The sequence below is a fragment of the Collinsella sp. LCP19S3_D3 genome (assembly GCF_052121455.1).
In the GTDB taxonomy this organism is placed as follows: domain Bacteria; phylum Actinomycetota; class Coriobacteriia; order Coriobacteriales; family Coriobacteriaceae; genus Collinsella.
Genome location: NZ_JBQKEF010000029.1, coordinates 1 through 13,137 on the forward strand (window position 1 = coordinate 1; position 13,137 = coordinate 13,137).

The window sequence follows — 13,137 nt, forward strand, 5'->3', positions numbered from 1 at the left end:
GCGGCGCAGGCAGGTAAGATTGAAGGGCCTGACGCCGGAGGAGTTCCGGAACCGGGCCCTTGCGGCGTAGTCGCTATTTATTCAGTCCAAGTTTCGGGGCGCAGTTCACTGGCCCCTTTGTGGTGGAAATGACGTTTGCCCAGATAGAACCTGCCAAAATAAACCTGTCCCTTTTTGGCAGGTTCAGCGCCAAGCCTTAAAGGTGGTCTTGGATAAGGTCGCAGATGGCGCGGGCGTCGTTGATGTTGATGGCTCGGGTCGCAAAGCCTGCGTCGAAGGCCTGGCGTGCCAGGGCTTCGTTGCAGGCAAGGGCCAGCGTGCGGCCGTCGACCAGGTCGAGCGAGCTCCTGCCACGCAGACGGTCGACACCGGAGCGCGCGACCACGATGTTGTCGAAGCCCTCGGTCTTGTAGCCCTCGATGATCACCACGTCGACATCGTTGTAGCGCGACAGCAGCTCGCGCGCGGACATCTCGTCCCCCTCGCGCGTGTCGGCGTACTCCGCCCAGCGCGTGGCGCAGATGAGGCCCACGTGCTTGGATCCGGCCTGGTGATGGCGCCAGGTATCCTTAGCGGGCACGTCGATATCAAAGCCGTGGTGCCCGTGATGCTTGAGCGAACCCACGCGCAGACCACGGCGGGTGAGCTCGGCGATAACCTTCTCGACGAGCGTGGTCTTGCCCGAGTTTTGGTAGCCGATAAACGCGATCGCGGGGACGGCCGGTGTCGGAGCTGCGGGCGCGACGGCGACGGGTGCGCTCGCGAGTGCGGCACCGTCAGTGGCCACGGCCTCAACAGCAGCAGCCTGACGCTCTGCGCGGTCCCACACGCCCGAGCGGCCGCCCTCCTTGTGCAACAGGCGCACGTCGACGATCTCCATACCGCGATCAACCGCCTTGCACATGTCATAGATCGTTAGACACGCGGCACTCGCGCCGGTCAGGGCCTCCATCTCGATACCCGTCTTGCCCGTCACGCCGGCCGTAACCAGTACGTGAAAGCCAACCTGCCCGTCCGCGCGCGCCGGTGCCCAGCCCTCGGGCACGTCCTCGGCCGGCGTCCCCGCCGGAGCGATGGGCGCAATGCCGCACTTGCTCTTGGTAATGAGCAACGGATGGCACATGGGAATGATGTCGCTCGTGCGTTTGATGGCCATGATGCCCGCCACGCGCGCGCAGGCAAGCACGTCGCCCTTTTTGACGCGGTCCTGCAGCACCATGGCCTGTGTCTCGGGATGCATGAGGATGGTGCCCTCGGCGATGGCGATGCGATGGGTCTCGGCCTTGTCGGACACATCGACCATGCGCACCTCGCCCTTGGCGTCCACGTGCGTCAGCTCGTTGCGACGTGCGTCACGGGCGGGTTCGGTGGCCGCGCTGGAAGTCGGCTGCGCGGACGCGTCGGCGTTGCCAGCATTCGCCGCGGCCGTGACTTTGTGGGCAGACATCGCGGCCCTGCGAGCGGCCTTGGTGGCGTCGGCGTACCTGCTCTTGGCCATATGATCATCCTCCGATTTGGGACATAAATCGTTGCGTGCCCTCAATTATCGCGTGTTCCTGCGGTTTGTGGGCCACGGCATCGCGCCAAATCGAAAGTACCTGCATATCATCACCACGGCGCAGGGCGTCGCGCACCGAATACTCGGCATCGCTAAACAGGCACGGACGCACGTTGCCATCGGCCGTCAGGCGCAGACGGTTGCAATTCGCACAAAAATGGTTGGACATGGCGCTAATGAAGCCAACCGTTCCCGCCGCGCCCGGAAAGCGCCAATAGCGCGCAGGGCCCGCGCCGGCAGGAGCATCGTTGATGTCGAGCGGCTCGAGCTCGCCCAGTCCCGTCGCGGTGGCCCCGGCATTGATGCGCGCCCGCAGCTCGTCACTCGGCACGGTATCGCTCGCGTCCCACAGCTCGGGATTGAGCGCGGGCGCATGCGGGTCCACAGCGCAATGCGAGCTCGTGTGCTCGTCGCCGATGGGCATATATTCGATAAAGCGCAGGTGAATGGGACGGTCGAGCGTGAGCCGCGCGAGGGCCGCCACATCCTGGTTGAGCCGGCGCACAACAACGCAGTTGACCTTAACGGGCTCAAAGCCCCAAGCCAGCGCCGCGTCGATGCCGGCCATGGTCTGCTCGAGCCGACCCAGGCGCGTGATCTTTCCAAAGAGCGTAGGGTCGAGCGTGTCGAGCGAGATGTTGACGCGGTTAAGCCCGGCATCTTTGAGCTGCGGCGCCAGCTTGGGCAGCAGGGCGCCGTTGGTGGTGAGCGAGATGTCCTCGATCTGAGGGATCGCGCGGATGTCGCGAATAAGCGGAATAATACGGCGGCTGACCAGCGGCTCGCCGCCCGTCAGGCGCACGCGGCGAATGCCCTCCCCCGCCACCAAGCGCACAAAGCGGGCGATTTCCTCGGCGCTGAGTAACTCGTCGTGTGCACGGGGCGCCACGCCATCGGCCGGCATGCAGTAAATGCAGCGGAAATTGCACTTGTCGGTAACGGCAATGCGCAGGTAGTTGATATCGCGGCCAAAACCGTCATGCTGCACGTGCCCGTCCACGCAGCCCTCCCCTCACGCGGCGTTTTATTCTTCGAAAAACATAATACCCCACGAGAGAATCATGCCGACACCCGTACGACAGGACAGGTCGCTTCGAACAAGACCGGCTTTCCAAGCCCATCCTCAACACACAAACCTTGACTCTACAATCGTTGTAGGGTTTTCACTACACTGGTACGGAAACAGACCCAGCCAGAAAGCCCCACCTATGGAACACGACCTCACACGCGGCAATGTCCTTAAGACCATCGCGGTCTTTGCCCTGCCCTATATGCTCTCGTACTTTTTGCAGATGCTCTACGGCATGGCCGACCTGTACATGATGGGGCAGTTTAGCGGTGCCGCCGGCATCACCGCCGTGGGCAATGGCGCGCAGACGCTCTATATCATTACCGTGACGCTCGTGGGTCTGGCCATGGGAACGACGGTTATCGTCGGCCACGCCGTGGGCTCGCGCCGCTTCGATCGCGCCGAGACCGTCATCGGCAACACCATCACGCTGTTTATGGGTGTCTCGGTAGTGCTGGCAGCCATCCTGCTCGCACTGTGCCCACAGATCGTGGCACTTATTGGGACGCCAGCCGAGGCAGTCGAAGGAACCGCCGCCTACCTGCGCATCTGCTTTGTCGGCATTCCGTTTATCGCCGCATACAACATCCTCTCGGCCATCTTTCGCGGCCTAGGCGATTCGCGCTCGCCCATGTACGTGATCGGCGTGGCGTGCATCATCAACATCGCGCTCGATTTTCTGTTTATCGGCCACTTGGGGCTCGGCCCCGTGGGTGCGGCACTCGGCACGGTAACCGCCCAGACGGCAAGCGTTGCCCTCGCGCTCGTGTGGCTTAAGAGCCGCCGTACGAACATCCACGTTAAGCGTAGCGACCTGCGTCCCCAGCCCGAGGTGCTCGGCGGCATCCTTAAGATCGGCGTGCCCGTGGCCGTGCAGGACGGCTGCATCCAGGTGGCGTTTATGTTTATCACCGTCATCGCCAACCATCGCGGCCTGGTCGACGCCGCCGCCGTGGGCCTGGTCGAAAAGATGATCAGCTTTTTGTTCATTGTTCCGAGTTCCATGGGCGCCACCGTCAGCGCACTCACGGCGCAAAACGCCGGCGCGGGCAAGGGCGACCGCGCGCGTCAGGTGCTCAAAGACGCCATGACCATCTCGGTGGTGTACGGCTGCCTGATCACGGTGCTGATGTGGCTGGTGGCGCCGGCGTTTATTGGCTTTTTTGCCAAGGACGCTGCAGTAGTCGCTGCCGGCACCGGCTATATGCGCAGCTACATTTTCGACGCGATTTTTGCCGGCATCCACATTTGCTTTAGCGGCTTTTTCGCTGCATACGGCAAGAGCTACATCGGCTTTGCGCACAACGTGCTGGCCGTGGCGCTCATTCGCGTGCCGGGCGCGTGGCTGCTGTCGAACGCCTATTCCGACACACTGTTTCCCATGGGCATCGCCTCGCCGTGCGGGTCGATTTTGTCGGCAGTCATCTGTGTTGTCGCGTTTACCGTGCTCAACCGGCGCGGGGCTTTTGACAAGTTAGCAGCGTAGCGGGGCAACGTGAAATCGCCCTCATTGACGACATCATCAGCGACGACCCCGCGACCTACGTGACGCAGATCACGATGACGGTTTCCCCAACAAAGTAAGAACCGCCCGGAAGGCATCGCGCTTTCGGGCGGTTCTTCAATTTGACTATTGATGCCTTAAGCCTGGGGCACCTCACCGGTAGCCAAGATCTGCTCGAGTGCGTCCTCGTCCAGCACGGGTACGCCCAGCTGCTCGGCCTTGGTAAGCTTGGAACCCGCTTTGGGACCGGCAACCAGATAGCTCGTCTTCTTTGATACGCTGCCCGAAACCTTGGCGCCGAGCACCTTGAGCGCCGCGCCCGCCTCGTCGCGCGTGCGGTTGACGAGCGTGCCGGTGAGCACGAAGGTCAGACCCGCGAGCGGCTGTGCGTCGGCGAGCTCGCCTGCCACGCCAGCGTCGGCTGCGGCTTGCGCGTGCGCGGCGCCCAAATCGACCTCGAGCGACAGGCCCGCCTGGCGCAGACGTTCCAGGACGGCAAGGTTCTCGGGCACGGCCAGGAACTGCTTGACGCTCGCCGCAATCTTGGGGCCGATGCCCTCGCACTCGGCGATGTCTTCTTCGCTCGCCAAGATAAGCTTGTCAATCGACAGGAATCGCTCGGCGATGACCTCGCCCACGCTCTTGCCCACGTGACGGATACCCAGGGCAAACAGCACACGACCGAGCGGCTGGCTCTTGGACTTGTTGAGCTCGGCGATGATCTTTTCGGCCGTCTTGAGGCCTACCGGGATGGGGTCGCCCTTCTTAACGCCCTTTTTGCTGTTGGAGCTGGCATAGGTGCGCCCCGTGTCCAGGCCGGCGATGTCGTCGACCGTGAGCTGGTAGAAGTCTGCGACGTCGTGAATCAGGCCGGCGGCGATCATCTTGTCGACGATCTCGTCGCCTAGGCCATCGACGTCCATGCAGCCGCGGCTCACCCAGTGGAGCAGGCGCTCCTTGAGCTGTGCGGGGCAGTCGATGGACACGCAGCGGTAAGCCACCTCGCCATCCTCGTGGACCACGGGGCTGCCGCACACGGGGCAGACCTCGGGCATATGCCAGTCGACCGAATCGGCCGGGCGCTTGTCGAGCACCGGACCCACGACCTCGGGGATCACGTCGCCCGCCTTGTGCACGATGATGGTATCGCCCTCGCGCACGTTTTTGCGGCGGATCTCGTCGATGTTGTGCAGCGTGGCGCGCGCGATGGTGGAGCCGGCAACCGTCACCGGGTCGAACTCGGCGACCGGCGTGAGCACACCGGTGCGGCCCACCTGGATGCGAATTTCGCGCAGGATGGTCTGCTTTTCCTCGGGCGGAAACTTAAAGGCAATGGCCCAGCGTGGTGCGCGAGCGGTAAAGCCCAGGTCGAGCTGCTGCTGGAAGCTGTCAACCTTTACGACCACGCCGTCGATGTCGTAATCCAAGTCGCCGCGGTGCTCGAGCGCCTGGGCACAAAACTCGTGGACCTCGGACGGCGTGGCACAACGAGCCACGTTAGGGTTGACGCTAAAGCCGGCGCTACGCAACCAGTCCAGAAACTCGCGCTGGCTGTGGACGTGCAGCGGATCGGTATCGGCGATGGCATAGATAAAGGTGGCCAGGTCGCGGCGCGCCGTGACCTTGGGATCCTTCTGGCGCAAGGATCCGGCAGCGGCGTTGCGCGGGTTGGCGAAGGGGTCGCGGCCCTCGGCATCGGCCTCTTCATTCAGGCGAACAAAGCTGCCCTTGGGCATATAGACCTCGCCGCGTACCTCGATGGTGCGCTCGCGGTCGGCGCCCATGTGAGCGAGCGCCGGCTCGGACAGGTGCATGGGCACATCCTTGATAGTGCGCACATTGAGCGACACGTCCTCGCCCGTGGTGCCGTCGCCGCGCGTGGCGGCGCGCACAAAGGTGCCGTTTTGATAGGTAAGCGCGACGCCCAGGCCGTCGATCTTGAGCTCGCAGGTATAGGTGACGCTACCGGCGCCGAGCGCATCCTCGGTGCGTTGGAGCCACGCGTCGAGTTCGTCCAGATCCATGGCATCGTCCATGGAATACATGCGCGCCATGTGCTTGACCGGCGTAAACTGCTCGCTCACGTAGCCGCCCACGCGCTGGGTATAGCTGTCGGGCGTCACCAGGTCAGGGTAGGTAGCCTCGATTTCCTGCAGCTCAACGAGCATTTTGTCAAAGGCAGCGTCCGTGATCTCGGGCGCATCGAGCATGTAGTAGCGGTAAGCATGGTAGTCGAGCTCGTGGCGCAACTCAGCCGCGCGCGCTGCCGCCTGGGCACGGGTATCGGCCGGCGCAGCGGTATCCGTGCTCGCTGGCGTTTCGGTATCGATGTCCACGCCGTCACCAAACAGGCTCGATTGCTCCATAGCGGCACTCCTTCGCTCGATTTCAAACGGATACAAGAGTACCACCGGTCGCGATGGGGCCGAATAGCAGTCTCAAACCGCACCGAATTGGCAGCGACCGGACCAGGGTTGGACAGTTAGTTCAGATTTGTATAATTACGCGCGCCGAATCGAGCTGAAATATCGGCTTTTCGCCCCAATCAATCGTTCTGAACGGCAAATTAGGTTTGCTTCCGTCTTCGAGACACCCATCTCGGCCCATCTTTCATTTCAAAACCGCTCAAAACACGCCTCAGACCGCACCCGTTTTATACAAATCTGAACTAACTGTCCAAGCCCTTCCGAACCATGCCCTTGCCATTTCTAAATGATCCGTTTTCCTCCGTCCCCAACGGATCAATAAGAGAAGAGGGGCTGTCCCGCGCTGGCGGAACAGCCCCTCTGGCTTCGATATGTGCGATACAGCTCGTTAGAAACCCTGACCGTAGCCTTGCCCCTGACCCTGTTGGCCCAGCAGTTCTTCCAGGTACTGGCGCAGTTGCTCGTCGGTAATGCCGCCGTTGCCGGTGTCGGTCGCGCTGTCGTTCTGCTGCTGGTTCTGCAGCTCCTCATCAGAACCCAGCTCGACCGTGACCTTTTTCTCTTCCTTGCCGCGCACGAGCGTAATCTCGACCTTCTCGCCCACCTCGTGGCTGCGCAGCGCGATAATCAGGCCATCGGCGCTCGTAATCTCATCGTCACCCAGCTTGGTGACGACATCGCCCTCTTGGATGCCAGCCTTGGCGGCAGGACCGTCCTCGACGACACTTGCCACATACGCGCCGCTATCGGTGCCGAGATTGTTAGTGCGGGCGTTGAGCGCGTTGACGCTCGAAAGCGTGGCGCCCAGGTACGGATGAACCGGCGTCTTGCCGTCGATGATCTGGTCGGCGATGTTCTTGGCATAGTTGACCGGAATGGCAAAGCCCACGCCCGAGCTGGAGCCCGAGTAGCTCTCGATAAGAGAGTTAATACCCACGAGTTCGCCATTGTCGTTAACGAGCGCGCCGCCGGAGTTGCCCGGGTTGATGGCGGCATCGGTCTGGATCATGTTGGCGTAGATGGTGTTGCCGCTGGTAGAACTCATGGCCGTGGAGCGATACAGCGCCGACACAATGCCCGTGGAGACAGATTGCTCGTTGCCGAACGGCGAGCCGATCGCCATAACCCACTCGCCCACGTTGAGCTTGGAGGAATCACCAATCTCGATCGGCGTGAGCTTGGAGGCGTCAGCATCCTTGAGCTTGATGACGGCCAGGTCGCTCGAGGCGTCGTTGCCCACGAACTCGGCCTCGTAGGTGGTACCGTCGTCCATGGTAACCACGTACTGGTCATAGCCATCGACCACATGGTTGTTGGTGAGGATGTGGCCCTCGGTATCGAGCACCACGCCCGAACCGACGCTGCCCGAACCATCCGACTCGTCGGCAGACTGCGAAAGCGAGCCATTCTGGCTACCGCTCGAAGTGGCGGTGATGGAAACGACGGAGGGCAGGGCCTTGGCAGAAACGGCCTCGGCAAGCGTGGTGTCCTCGGAGTCGATCGTAATCTTTTGCGTCGATGAACCCGAAGCACCCGCCGTCACGACATTCTTTCCGCCGCCAATGTTGAGCGTGCCACTCATAATGAGCGCGATGACCAGCAGGGCGCCGCAGGCGCAGCCGGCGAGCGCCGTAATAAAGATCGGCAGCTTTTTGGTCTTGGTCTTGACCACCGTGTGCTTGTTTACAACCTGCTGACCGCCCAGCGGCTGGCCGGTCCGTGTGTCGTAGGCCTGCACGTAGGGAATGTTGCCGTCGGCAGGCGTCGACTCCACCTGCACGCGCGGCTGCTGCTGGGTCTCGCCAGCGTTGCCCGCATCCTGGGGACGCTGGGAATCGTTCTCGCTCATGACTGCGATCCTTTCGTCTAATAACCAAAGGCCCGCCAAACATGTGGCGGGCCATCATTGTTCACGTTGAGTTGTACCCCAATATGCGGGCGTACGTGTATGAGAACGTAATCTTTAAGGAATGCTTAAGTTCTGCTGCGAACTCGAAAGGGATCCACGCATGCGGCAAAACCACCACGAAGGCGCCTGCCCCCTTTGCGGTGAAAAGCTAGTCCTTAAACAGATAGCCCACGCCGCGGACGGTGGTGATATGTGCCGCAATCTGCGGGCCCACCTTGGAGCGGATGCGTCGGATGTGCACGTCGACGGTGCGCGTGCCGCCGCAGTACTCAAAACCCCACACGCGGTGCAGCAGCACCTCGCGGCTGTAGGCGCGGTTGGGGTGCGTCGCCAAAAAGCTCAGCAGCGAGTACTCCATCAGCGTCAGGTCGATGGGCTCGTCGTCGAGTGTCACCTGGTAGGTAGCCAGGTTAATCTCGAGGTTATCGATGTTGAGCACATCGTCGGCGGCGACGGTCTCCTCCTCGCCCATCAGGCGCTGCGCACGAGCCTTAAGCTCGTTGGGCGTCGCCGTGGGGCATACAAAGTCGGCATGCGCGTGATTGGGCAGGCGCAGGGTGCCGAGCGCCTCGTCGTCGACGATTACCAACATGGGAACGCCGCCGCGGTCGTCGAGCCATTTGGCAATCTGATCGATGCGGTCGCTACGGATGCCATCGGAATCGAGGATCAGCAGGTCAAAGTCATGCGCCGCAGTCGGCGAATCGGGGGTTGCCAGGCTCACCTCGACACCCAGGGTGGTCGTCAAGCTGCGGGCAAACTCGTGGAAGCGCGTCGTGCGCGCCATGAACAGGGCACTCTTTTCGGACATATCGACCTCCAAGGAAATGAGCTCAATCGTACTGGAACGAACCAGCGCGATTAGGAGTTCGCCAGATAATGCTTGATCTCCCACTCGGTAATCGTGGACTCAAACTTATGCCACTCGTCGCGCTTCTTTTTGAGGAAGAAGCTGTGGATGTGCTCGCCGAGGGCATCCTTCATAAACTGCGAGTCCTCAAACACGTCGAGCGCCTCTTTGAGCGAGCGCGGCAGCGGCGTATAGCCGGCCTCGACCATCTGACGGTCGGTAAGCTTGAGCGTCTCGGCCGTTGCCTCGGGCGGGAGTTCCAGCTTGCGCTCGATGCCGTCCAGACCAGCCGCCAGCGTGACGGCGTTGACCAGGTACGGATTGGCCATGGGATCGGGGCTGCGAAGCTCGATGCGCGTGGACAGCTGCTTGCCGGGCTTGTAGACCGGGATGCGGACCATGCTCGCGCGGTTGCGCAGGCCCCACGTAGCGTACTGTGGCACGGAGTCGCCGCCCGTGGTGATGCGCTTGTACGAGTTGACCGTGGGGTTGGTGATGGCGCTGATCTCGCGCGCGTGTGCCAGAATGCCGGCCATATAGTGCTTGGCGATATCGGAGAGGTGGTACTTCTCGTCGTCCTCGCCCCAAAAGACGTTGTTGCCGTCGTGGTCGAACAGCGACTGATGCAAAAACATGGCGCTGCCGTCCTCGCCCGCCAGCGGCTTGGGCATAAAGGAGGCGTGGCAACCGCTCTCGTAGGCCTGCTGCTTAATGATGAGTTTGGCCGTGGTGATGGCGTCGGACATGCTCAGGGCCTCGGCGTGACGCAAGCTAATGCCGTGCTGCGAGCGGCCGGCGGCGTGGAAGGTGTACTCCACGGGCACGGACATCTTCTCGAGCGTGAGCACCGTATTGCGGCGCAGGTCGCGAGCGGCATCGCTCACCGAAAGGTCGAAGTAGCCCACGTTGTCGAGCGGCTCGGGGGTGTGCTCGTCGGGGAAGTAGTAATACTCCAGCTCGGCACCCACGTTGAGCAGGTAGCCGGCCTTCTCGGCCTTATAGAACATGCGGCGCAGGGCGTCGCGCGGGTCGCCGGCAAACGGCTTGCGATCGGGAGTGCACACATCGCAGAACACGCGGGCGACGCCGTTATGGCTCGGGCGCCACGGCAGGATCTGGAAGGTCGAAGCATCGGGGAATGCGAGCATGTCGGCTTCCTCGGGCGTGGCAAAGCCCTCGATGGCGGAGCCGTCAAAGCCAATACCCTCCTCAAAAGCGACCTCGAGGTCTTCGGGGCTAATAGCAAAGTTCTTGAGGCGGCCGAGAATGTCGACAAACCACAGACGCACAAAGCGGATGTCACGCTGCTCTACGGAACGGAGTACGTAATCGATGTTCTGCTGGTTCATGTCGCTCCCCTTTCTTTCGGGCGGGTTTCGACTGGTCTATATCGCAGATACTATCGCAGAAAAATGTTTCCGCAGGGTTAAAGCGTATCAAGCGCCCAAAAAACGTGCGCGAACAGGCAGTTACGAACGAGCGGCTAGCGCGAGGTCGAAGCGCGGTGTTCGATGTGGCCGGGAACCTCGATGCGTTTAGGCGCCAGCTTTGCGGCATCGCCCACGGTGGTGGTAACAACGTCGATACGCTCGGAGAGGCGATCGACCACGCGCTCGGCGATGGTGAGGGTGTCCTGCGCGGCCGTGGTGACTCCGCCAAAGAGCACATGGTTCCAGGGATAGTCGTCAAACGTCGCGATCTTGAGCCCCGCCGGCAGCGAGGGACCAAGCTGCGCCAGCGCCTCGGTCAGGCGCAGGAAAACCAGGCCGTTGACGGCAATGAGGCCGAGCTCTTTTCCTGCATAGCCGCGGATGGTCTTGTCCAGGCGGCCGACGCCCGTGGCGCCGCCATCGGCCAAGGTGATAACCTCGCCGGCAAGGCTGCGGCGCGAAAGCTCGTCGGTAAAGGCCTCGGCGCGCTCGCGACGGACGGGGCTGTCGTCGCTTGCTTCGGTGAGCAGGCACAGGCACTCGCTGCCAGCGGCGGTCAAGGCGTCTACCAAGCCGGCGACCAGCTCACGGTTGTTAGATGTCACCAGATCGACACCGCCGTCGGCAACGTCGCGGTCGAGCAGCACAACGGGCAGGCGTCCCGCTGCCGCGACGATCGCCTCGTCGTTACCACCGCAGGTATTGACGACCAGGCCGTCCACGCCAGCGTCGATAAGCCTGGTGAGCGACTCGGCCTCCTTGGCGGGATCGTTGCCGCTAATGGCTGTCATGAGCGAGCAGCCGCGCGCGGCGGCGCTGGCGGAAAGGCCCTCGAGCATGGCGCTGGAGAACGGGTTGGCGATGTCGGCCAAGATCACGCCGATGAGGTTGGTACGCGAGCTGCGCAGATTGCGCGCGGCGGCACGTGGGCGATAGCCGGTACGCTCGATAACCTCCGCAATACGAGCACGGGTTTCCTCGGTCATTTGCCCGGGGCGGTTATTGAGATAGCGCGAGACCGTGGCCGGGCTCACACCCGCCTCGACGGCAATATCCTTGATTCTCATCTGCGCCATAGCGCACCCCGTTTCCCCATTGTCGGCAGTCTGAGCCATTTTAGGCATTTTTTAAAATTCTCGGTTGCAAAACGCTGTAGGTGAGCAGCATCGTTTTTGCGTCTCGAGCAGATGCGATAATGGGCTAGATAGCCGAGTCTTTGGACAGCTCAAAATAATCGGGATGTAAGGCGATAACCGGACCTTGCTCTTCGGGCATCAGGTGCAGGTGTGTCTCTGCCAGATAGCTCGCCGCGTCGGTATCGCCCCTCTTAATGGCCTCGAGAATCCGGCGATGCTGCCGACGAATCGGCTCCCAATCTAGATCCTGCGACACCATACGCAACCAGTTGTATCGCTCAAAATGCGTATTGACGCTCTTCATCCAATCCCACAACATGTGACGGCCGGCAATCTCAAAACACGTCTCATGGAACAGGTTGTCCAGGTCAAAGAAACGACGCGTTTCGCCATGGTCGAGCGACTCGGACTCGGCAAGAATCTGATCGAGCCGATGCTTTTGCTCGGGCGTGGCGACCGAGCAGCATTTAATGAGTACGCTTCGCTCGAGTTTCTCGCGCAAGAAACAGGCGTTCTCGGCGCGCTCCATGCTGATCTTAGAGACGTAGGTGCCGCTTTTGGGACGCGTTTCCACCAGCTCCTGCTCACGCAGGCGCACAAAGGACTCGCGAATGGGCGTACGCCCGATTCCCGTCTCCTTTTCCAGACCAATCGCCGAAAGGCGCGTGCCGGGCTTGAGCTCGGCATAGATGATCTTGGAGCGCAGTGCATTGTATGCCTGATCTTGCAAGCTTTGATTATGCTGGTGCTGTTCCATAAAGCCCTCGGATGAAGCCCACGGTTTGCCGAATATCACCACGTAATACTATCGCATCCCCCATTCCCTCAGTTGCGGTGAAATAGGGCGCGCTCACGTCGCTAGGATCACAAGAGCAAGCGGCGGCATCCCGAAACCCGGGACACCACCGCTGTTTTGCTATCGGATGGCGCAGAGACGCCCCATTACAGTCTGAAATAGGCCATCGATAAATTTCGATGGCGAGCATTCGGCGCATTGCCTACGATACGGGCAAGCCCCGAGGGGCCGCCGATCGGGCGCCTCCGGATGGCCGTCTGCCCCTGCCCCGTAGAGGGCCCGGGGGGTGTTGCCACCGGGGGCGCTCGCCGCTCCGGACGACTGATAGGAAACTGCCGGGCGCAAGCGTGTGTTTCGTCAAGAGGATTTGAGCAAAAAGATCATCGGAAATTGAGCAGCCTGAGCATCGGAAGCGCGCACGCTTTTTGAGCGGCTAGCCCTCCTGCATGAGGGCATGGC

At 61.8% G+C, this 13,137-nt stretch carries 9 protein-coding genes; 1 reads left to right on the forward strand and 8 read right to left on the reverse strand.

Translation table 11 applies throughout. The features are described from left to right. Positions 1–196: 196 nt before the first annotated feature. Both mobB and moaA read right to left on the reverse strand, forming a co-directional pair. Positions 197–1,498, reverse strand: a complete 1,302-nt coding sequence (gene mobB / locus ACTQXM_RS08490) for a molybdopterin-guanine dinucleotide biosynthesis protein B (protein WP_441537591.1) — start codon at positions 1,496–1,498, stop codon at positions 197–199. 4 nt (positions 1,499–1,502) lie between these two features. Continuing rightward, the gene (moaA, locus tag ACTQXM_RS08495; protein ID WP_441537590.1) at positions 1,503–2,558 is read right to left on the reverse strand and encodes a GTP 3',8-cyclase MoaA; all 1,056 of its coding nucleotides are present in this window, start codon (positions 2,556–2,558) and stop codon (positions 1,503–1,505) included. A 208-nt stretch (positions 2,559–2,766) separates the two neighbouring features. Here moaA and ACTQXM_RS08500 point away from each other — a divergent pair, with 208 nt between their 5' ends. Next, positions 2,767–4,113, forward strand: a complete 1,347-nt coding sequence (locus ACTQXM_RS08500) for an MATE family efflux transporter (RefSeq protein ID WP_441064107.1) — start codon at positions 2,767–2,769, stop codon at positions 4,111–4,113. Positions 4,114–4,268: 155 nt separating this feature from the next. Here ACTQXM_RS08500 and ligA read toward each other — a convergent pair whose 3' ends face one another. The 6 genes from ligA to ACTQXM_RS08530 all read right to left on the reverse strand — a co-directional run bounded on the left by ligA (position 4,269) and on the right by ACTQXM_RS08530 (position 12,612). Continuing rightward, complete coding sequence (gene ligA / locus ACTQXM_RS08505; protein WP_441537589.1) at positions 4,269–6,497, reverse strand: NAD-dependent DNA ligase LigA; 2,229 nt, start codon at positions 6,495–6,497, stop codon at positions 4,269–4,271. Positions 6,498–6,945: 448 nt separating this feature from the next. Continuing rightward, the gene (locus ACTQXM_RS08510) at positions 6,946–8,406 is read right to left on the reverse strand and encodes a S1C family serine protease (RefSeq protein ID WP_441537588.1); all 1,461 of its coding nucleotides are present in this window, start codon (positions 8,404–8,406) and stop codon (positions 6,946–6,948) included. Between the two features lie 208 nt (positions 8,407–8,614). After that, positions 8,615–9,277: a response regulator transcription factor gene (locus ACTQXM_RS08515; RefSeq protein ID WP_161145500.1), complete on the reverse strand. Its 663-nt coding sequence runs from the start codon at positions 9,275–9,277 to the stop codon at positions 8,615–8,617. Between the two features lie 50 nt (positions 9,278–9,327). After that, positions 9,328–10,665 carry a glutamine synthetase family protein gene (locus tag ACTQXM_RS08520; protein WP_427794171.1) on the reverse strand — a complete coding sequence of 446 codons (1,338 nt, stop codon included), beginning with the start codon at positions 10,663–10,665 and terminating at the stop codon, positions 9,328–9,330. A 134-nt stretch (positions 10,666–10,799) separates the two neighbouring features. Then, positions 10,800–11,822: a LacI family DNA-binding transcriptional regulator gene (locus ACTQXM_RS08525; protein WP_441537587.1), complete on the reverse strand. Its 1,023-nt coding sequence runs from the start codon at positions 11,820–11,822 to the stop codon at positions 10,800–10,802. 124 nt (positions 11,823–11,946) lie between these two features. Next, positions 11,947–12,612: a GntR family transcriptional regulator gene (locus tag ACTQXM_RS08530; protein WP_427795994.1), complete on the reverse strand. Its 666-nt coding sequence runs from the start codon at positions 12,610–12,612 to the stop codon at positions 11,947–11,949. Between the last annotated feature and the right edge of the window lie 525 nt (positions 12,613–13,137).

Coding starts and splice junctions, on each gene's coding strand:
- ACTQXM_RS08515 (WP_161145500.1), bottom strand. CDS start 9,277: ATGTCCGAAAAGAGTGCCCTGTTCATGGCGCGCACGACGCGCTTCCAC.
- ACTQXM_RS08525 (WP_441537587.1), bottom strand. CDS start 11,822: ATGGCGCAGATGAGAATCAAGGATATTGCCGTCGAGGCGGGTGTGAGC.
- ligA (WP_441537589.1), bottom strand. CDS start 6,497: ATGGAGCAATCGAGCCTGTTTGGTGACGGCGTGGACATCGATACCGAA.
- ACTQXM_RS08520 (WP_427794171.1), bottom strand. CDS start 10,665: ATGAACCAGCAGAACATCGATTACGTACTCCGTTCCGTAGAGCAGCGT.
- ACTQXM_RS08510 (WP_441537588.1), bottom strand. CDS start 8,406: ATGAGCGAGAACGATTCCCAGCGTCCCCAGGATGCGGGCAACGCTGGC.
- mobB (WP_441537591.1), bottom strand. CDS start 1,498: ATGGCCAAGAGCAGGTACGCCGACGCCACCAAGGCCGCTCGCAGGGCC.
- ACTQXM_RS08500 (WP_441064107.1), top strand. CDS start 2,767: ATGGAACACGACCTCACACGCGGCAATGTCCTTAAGACCATCGCGGTC.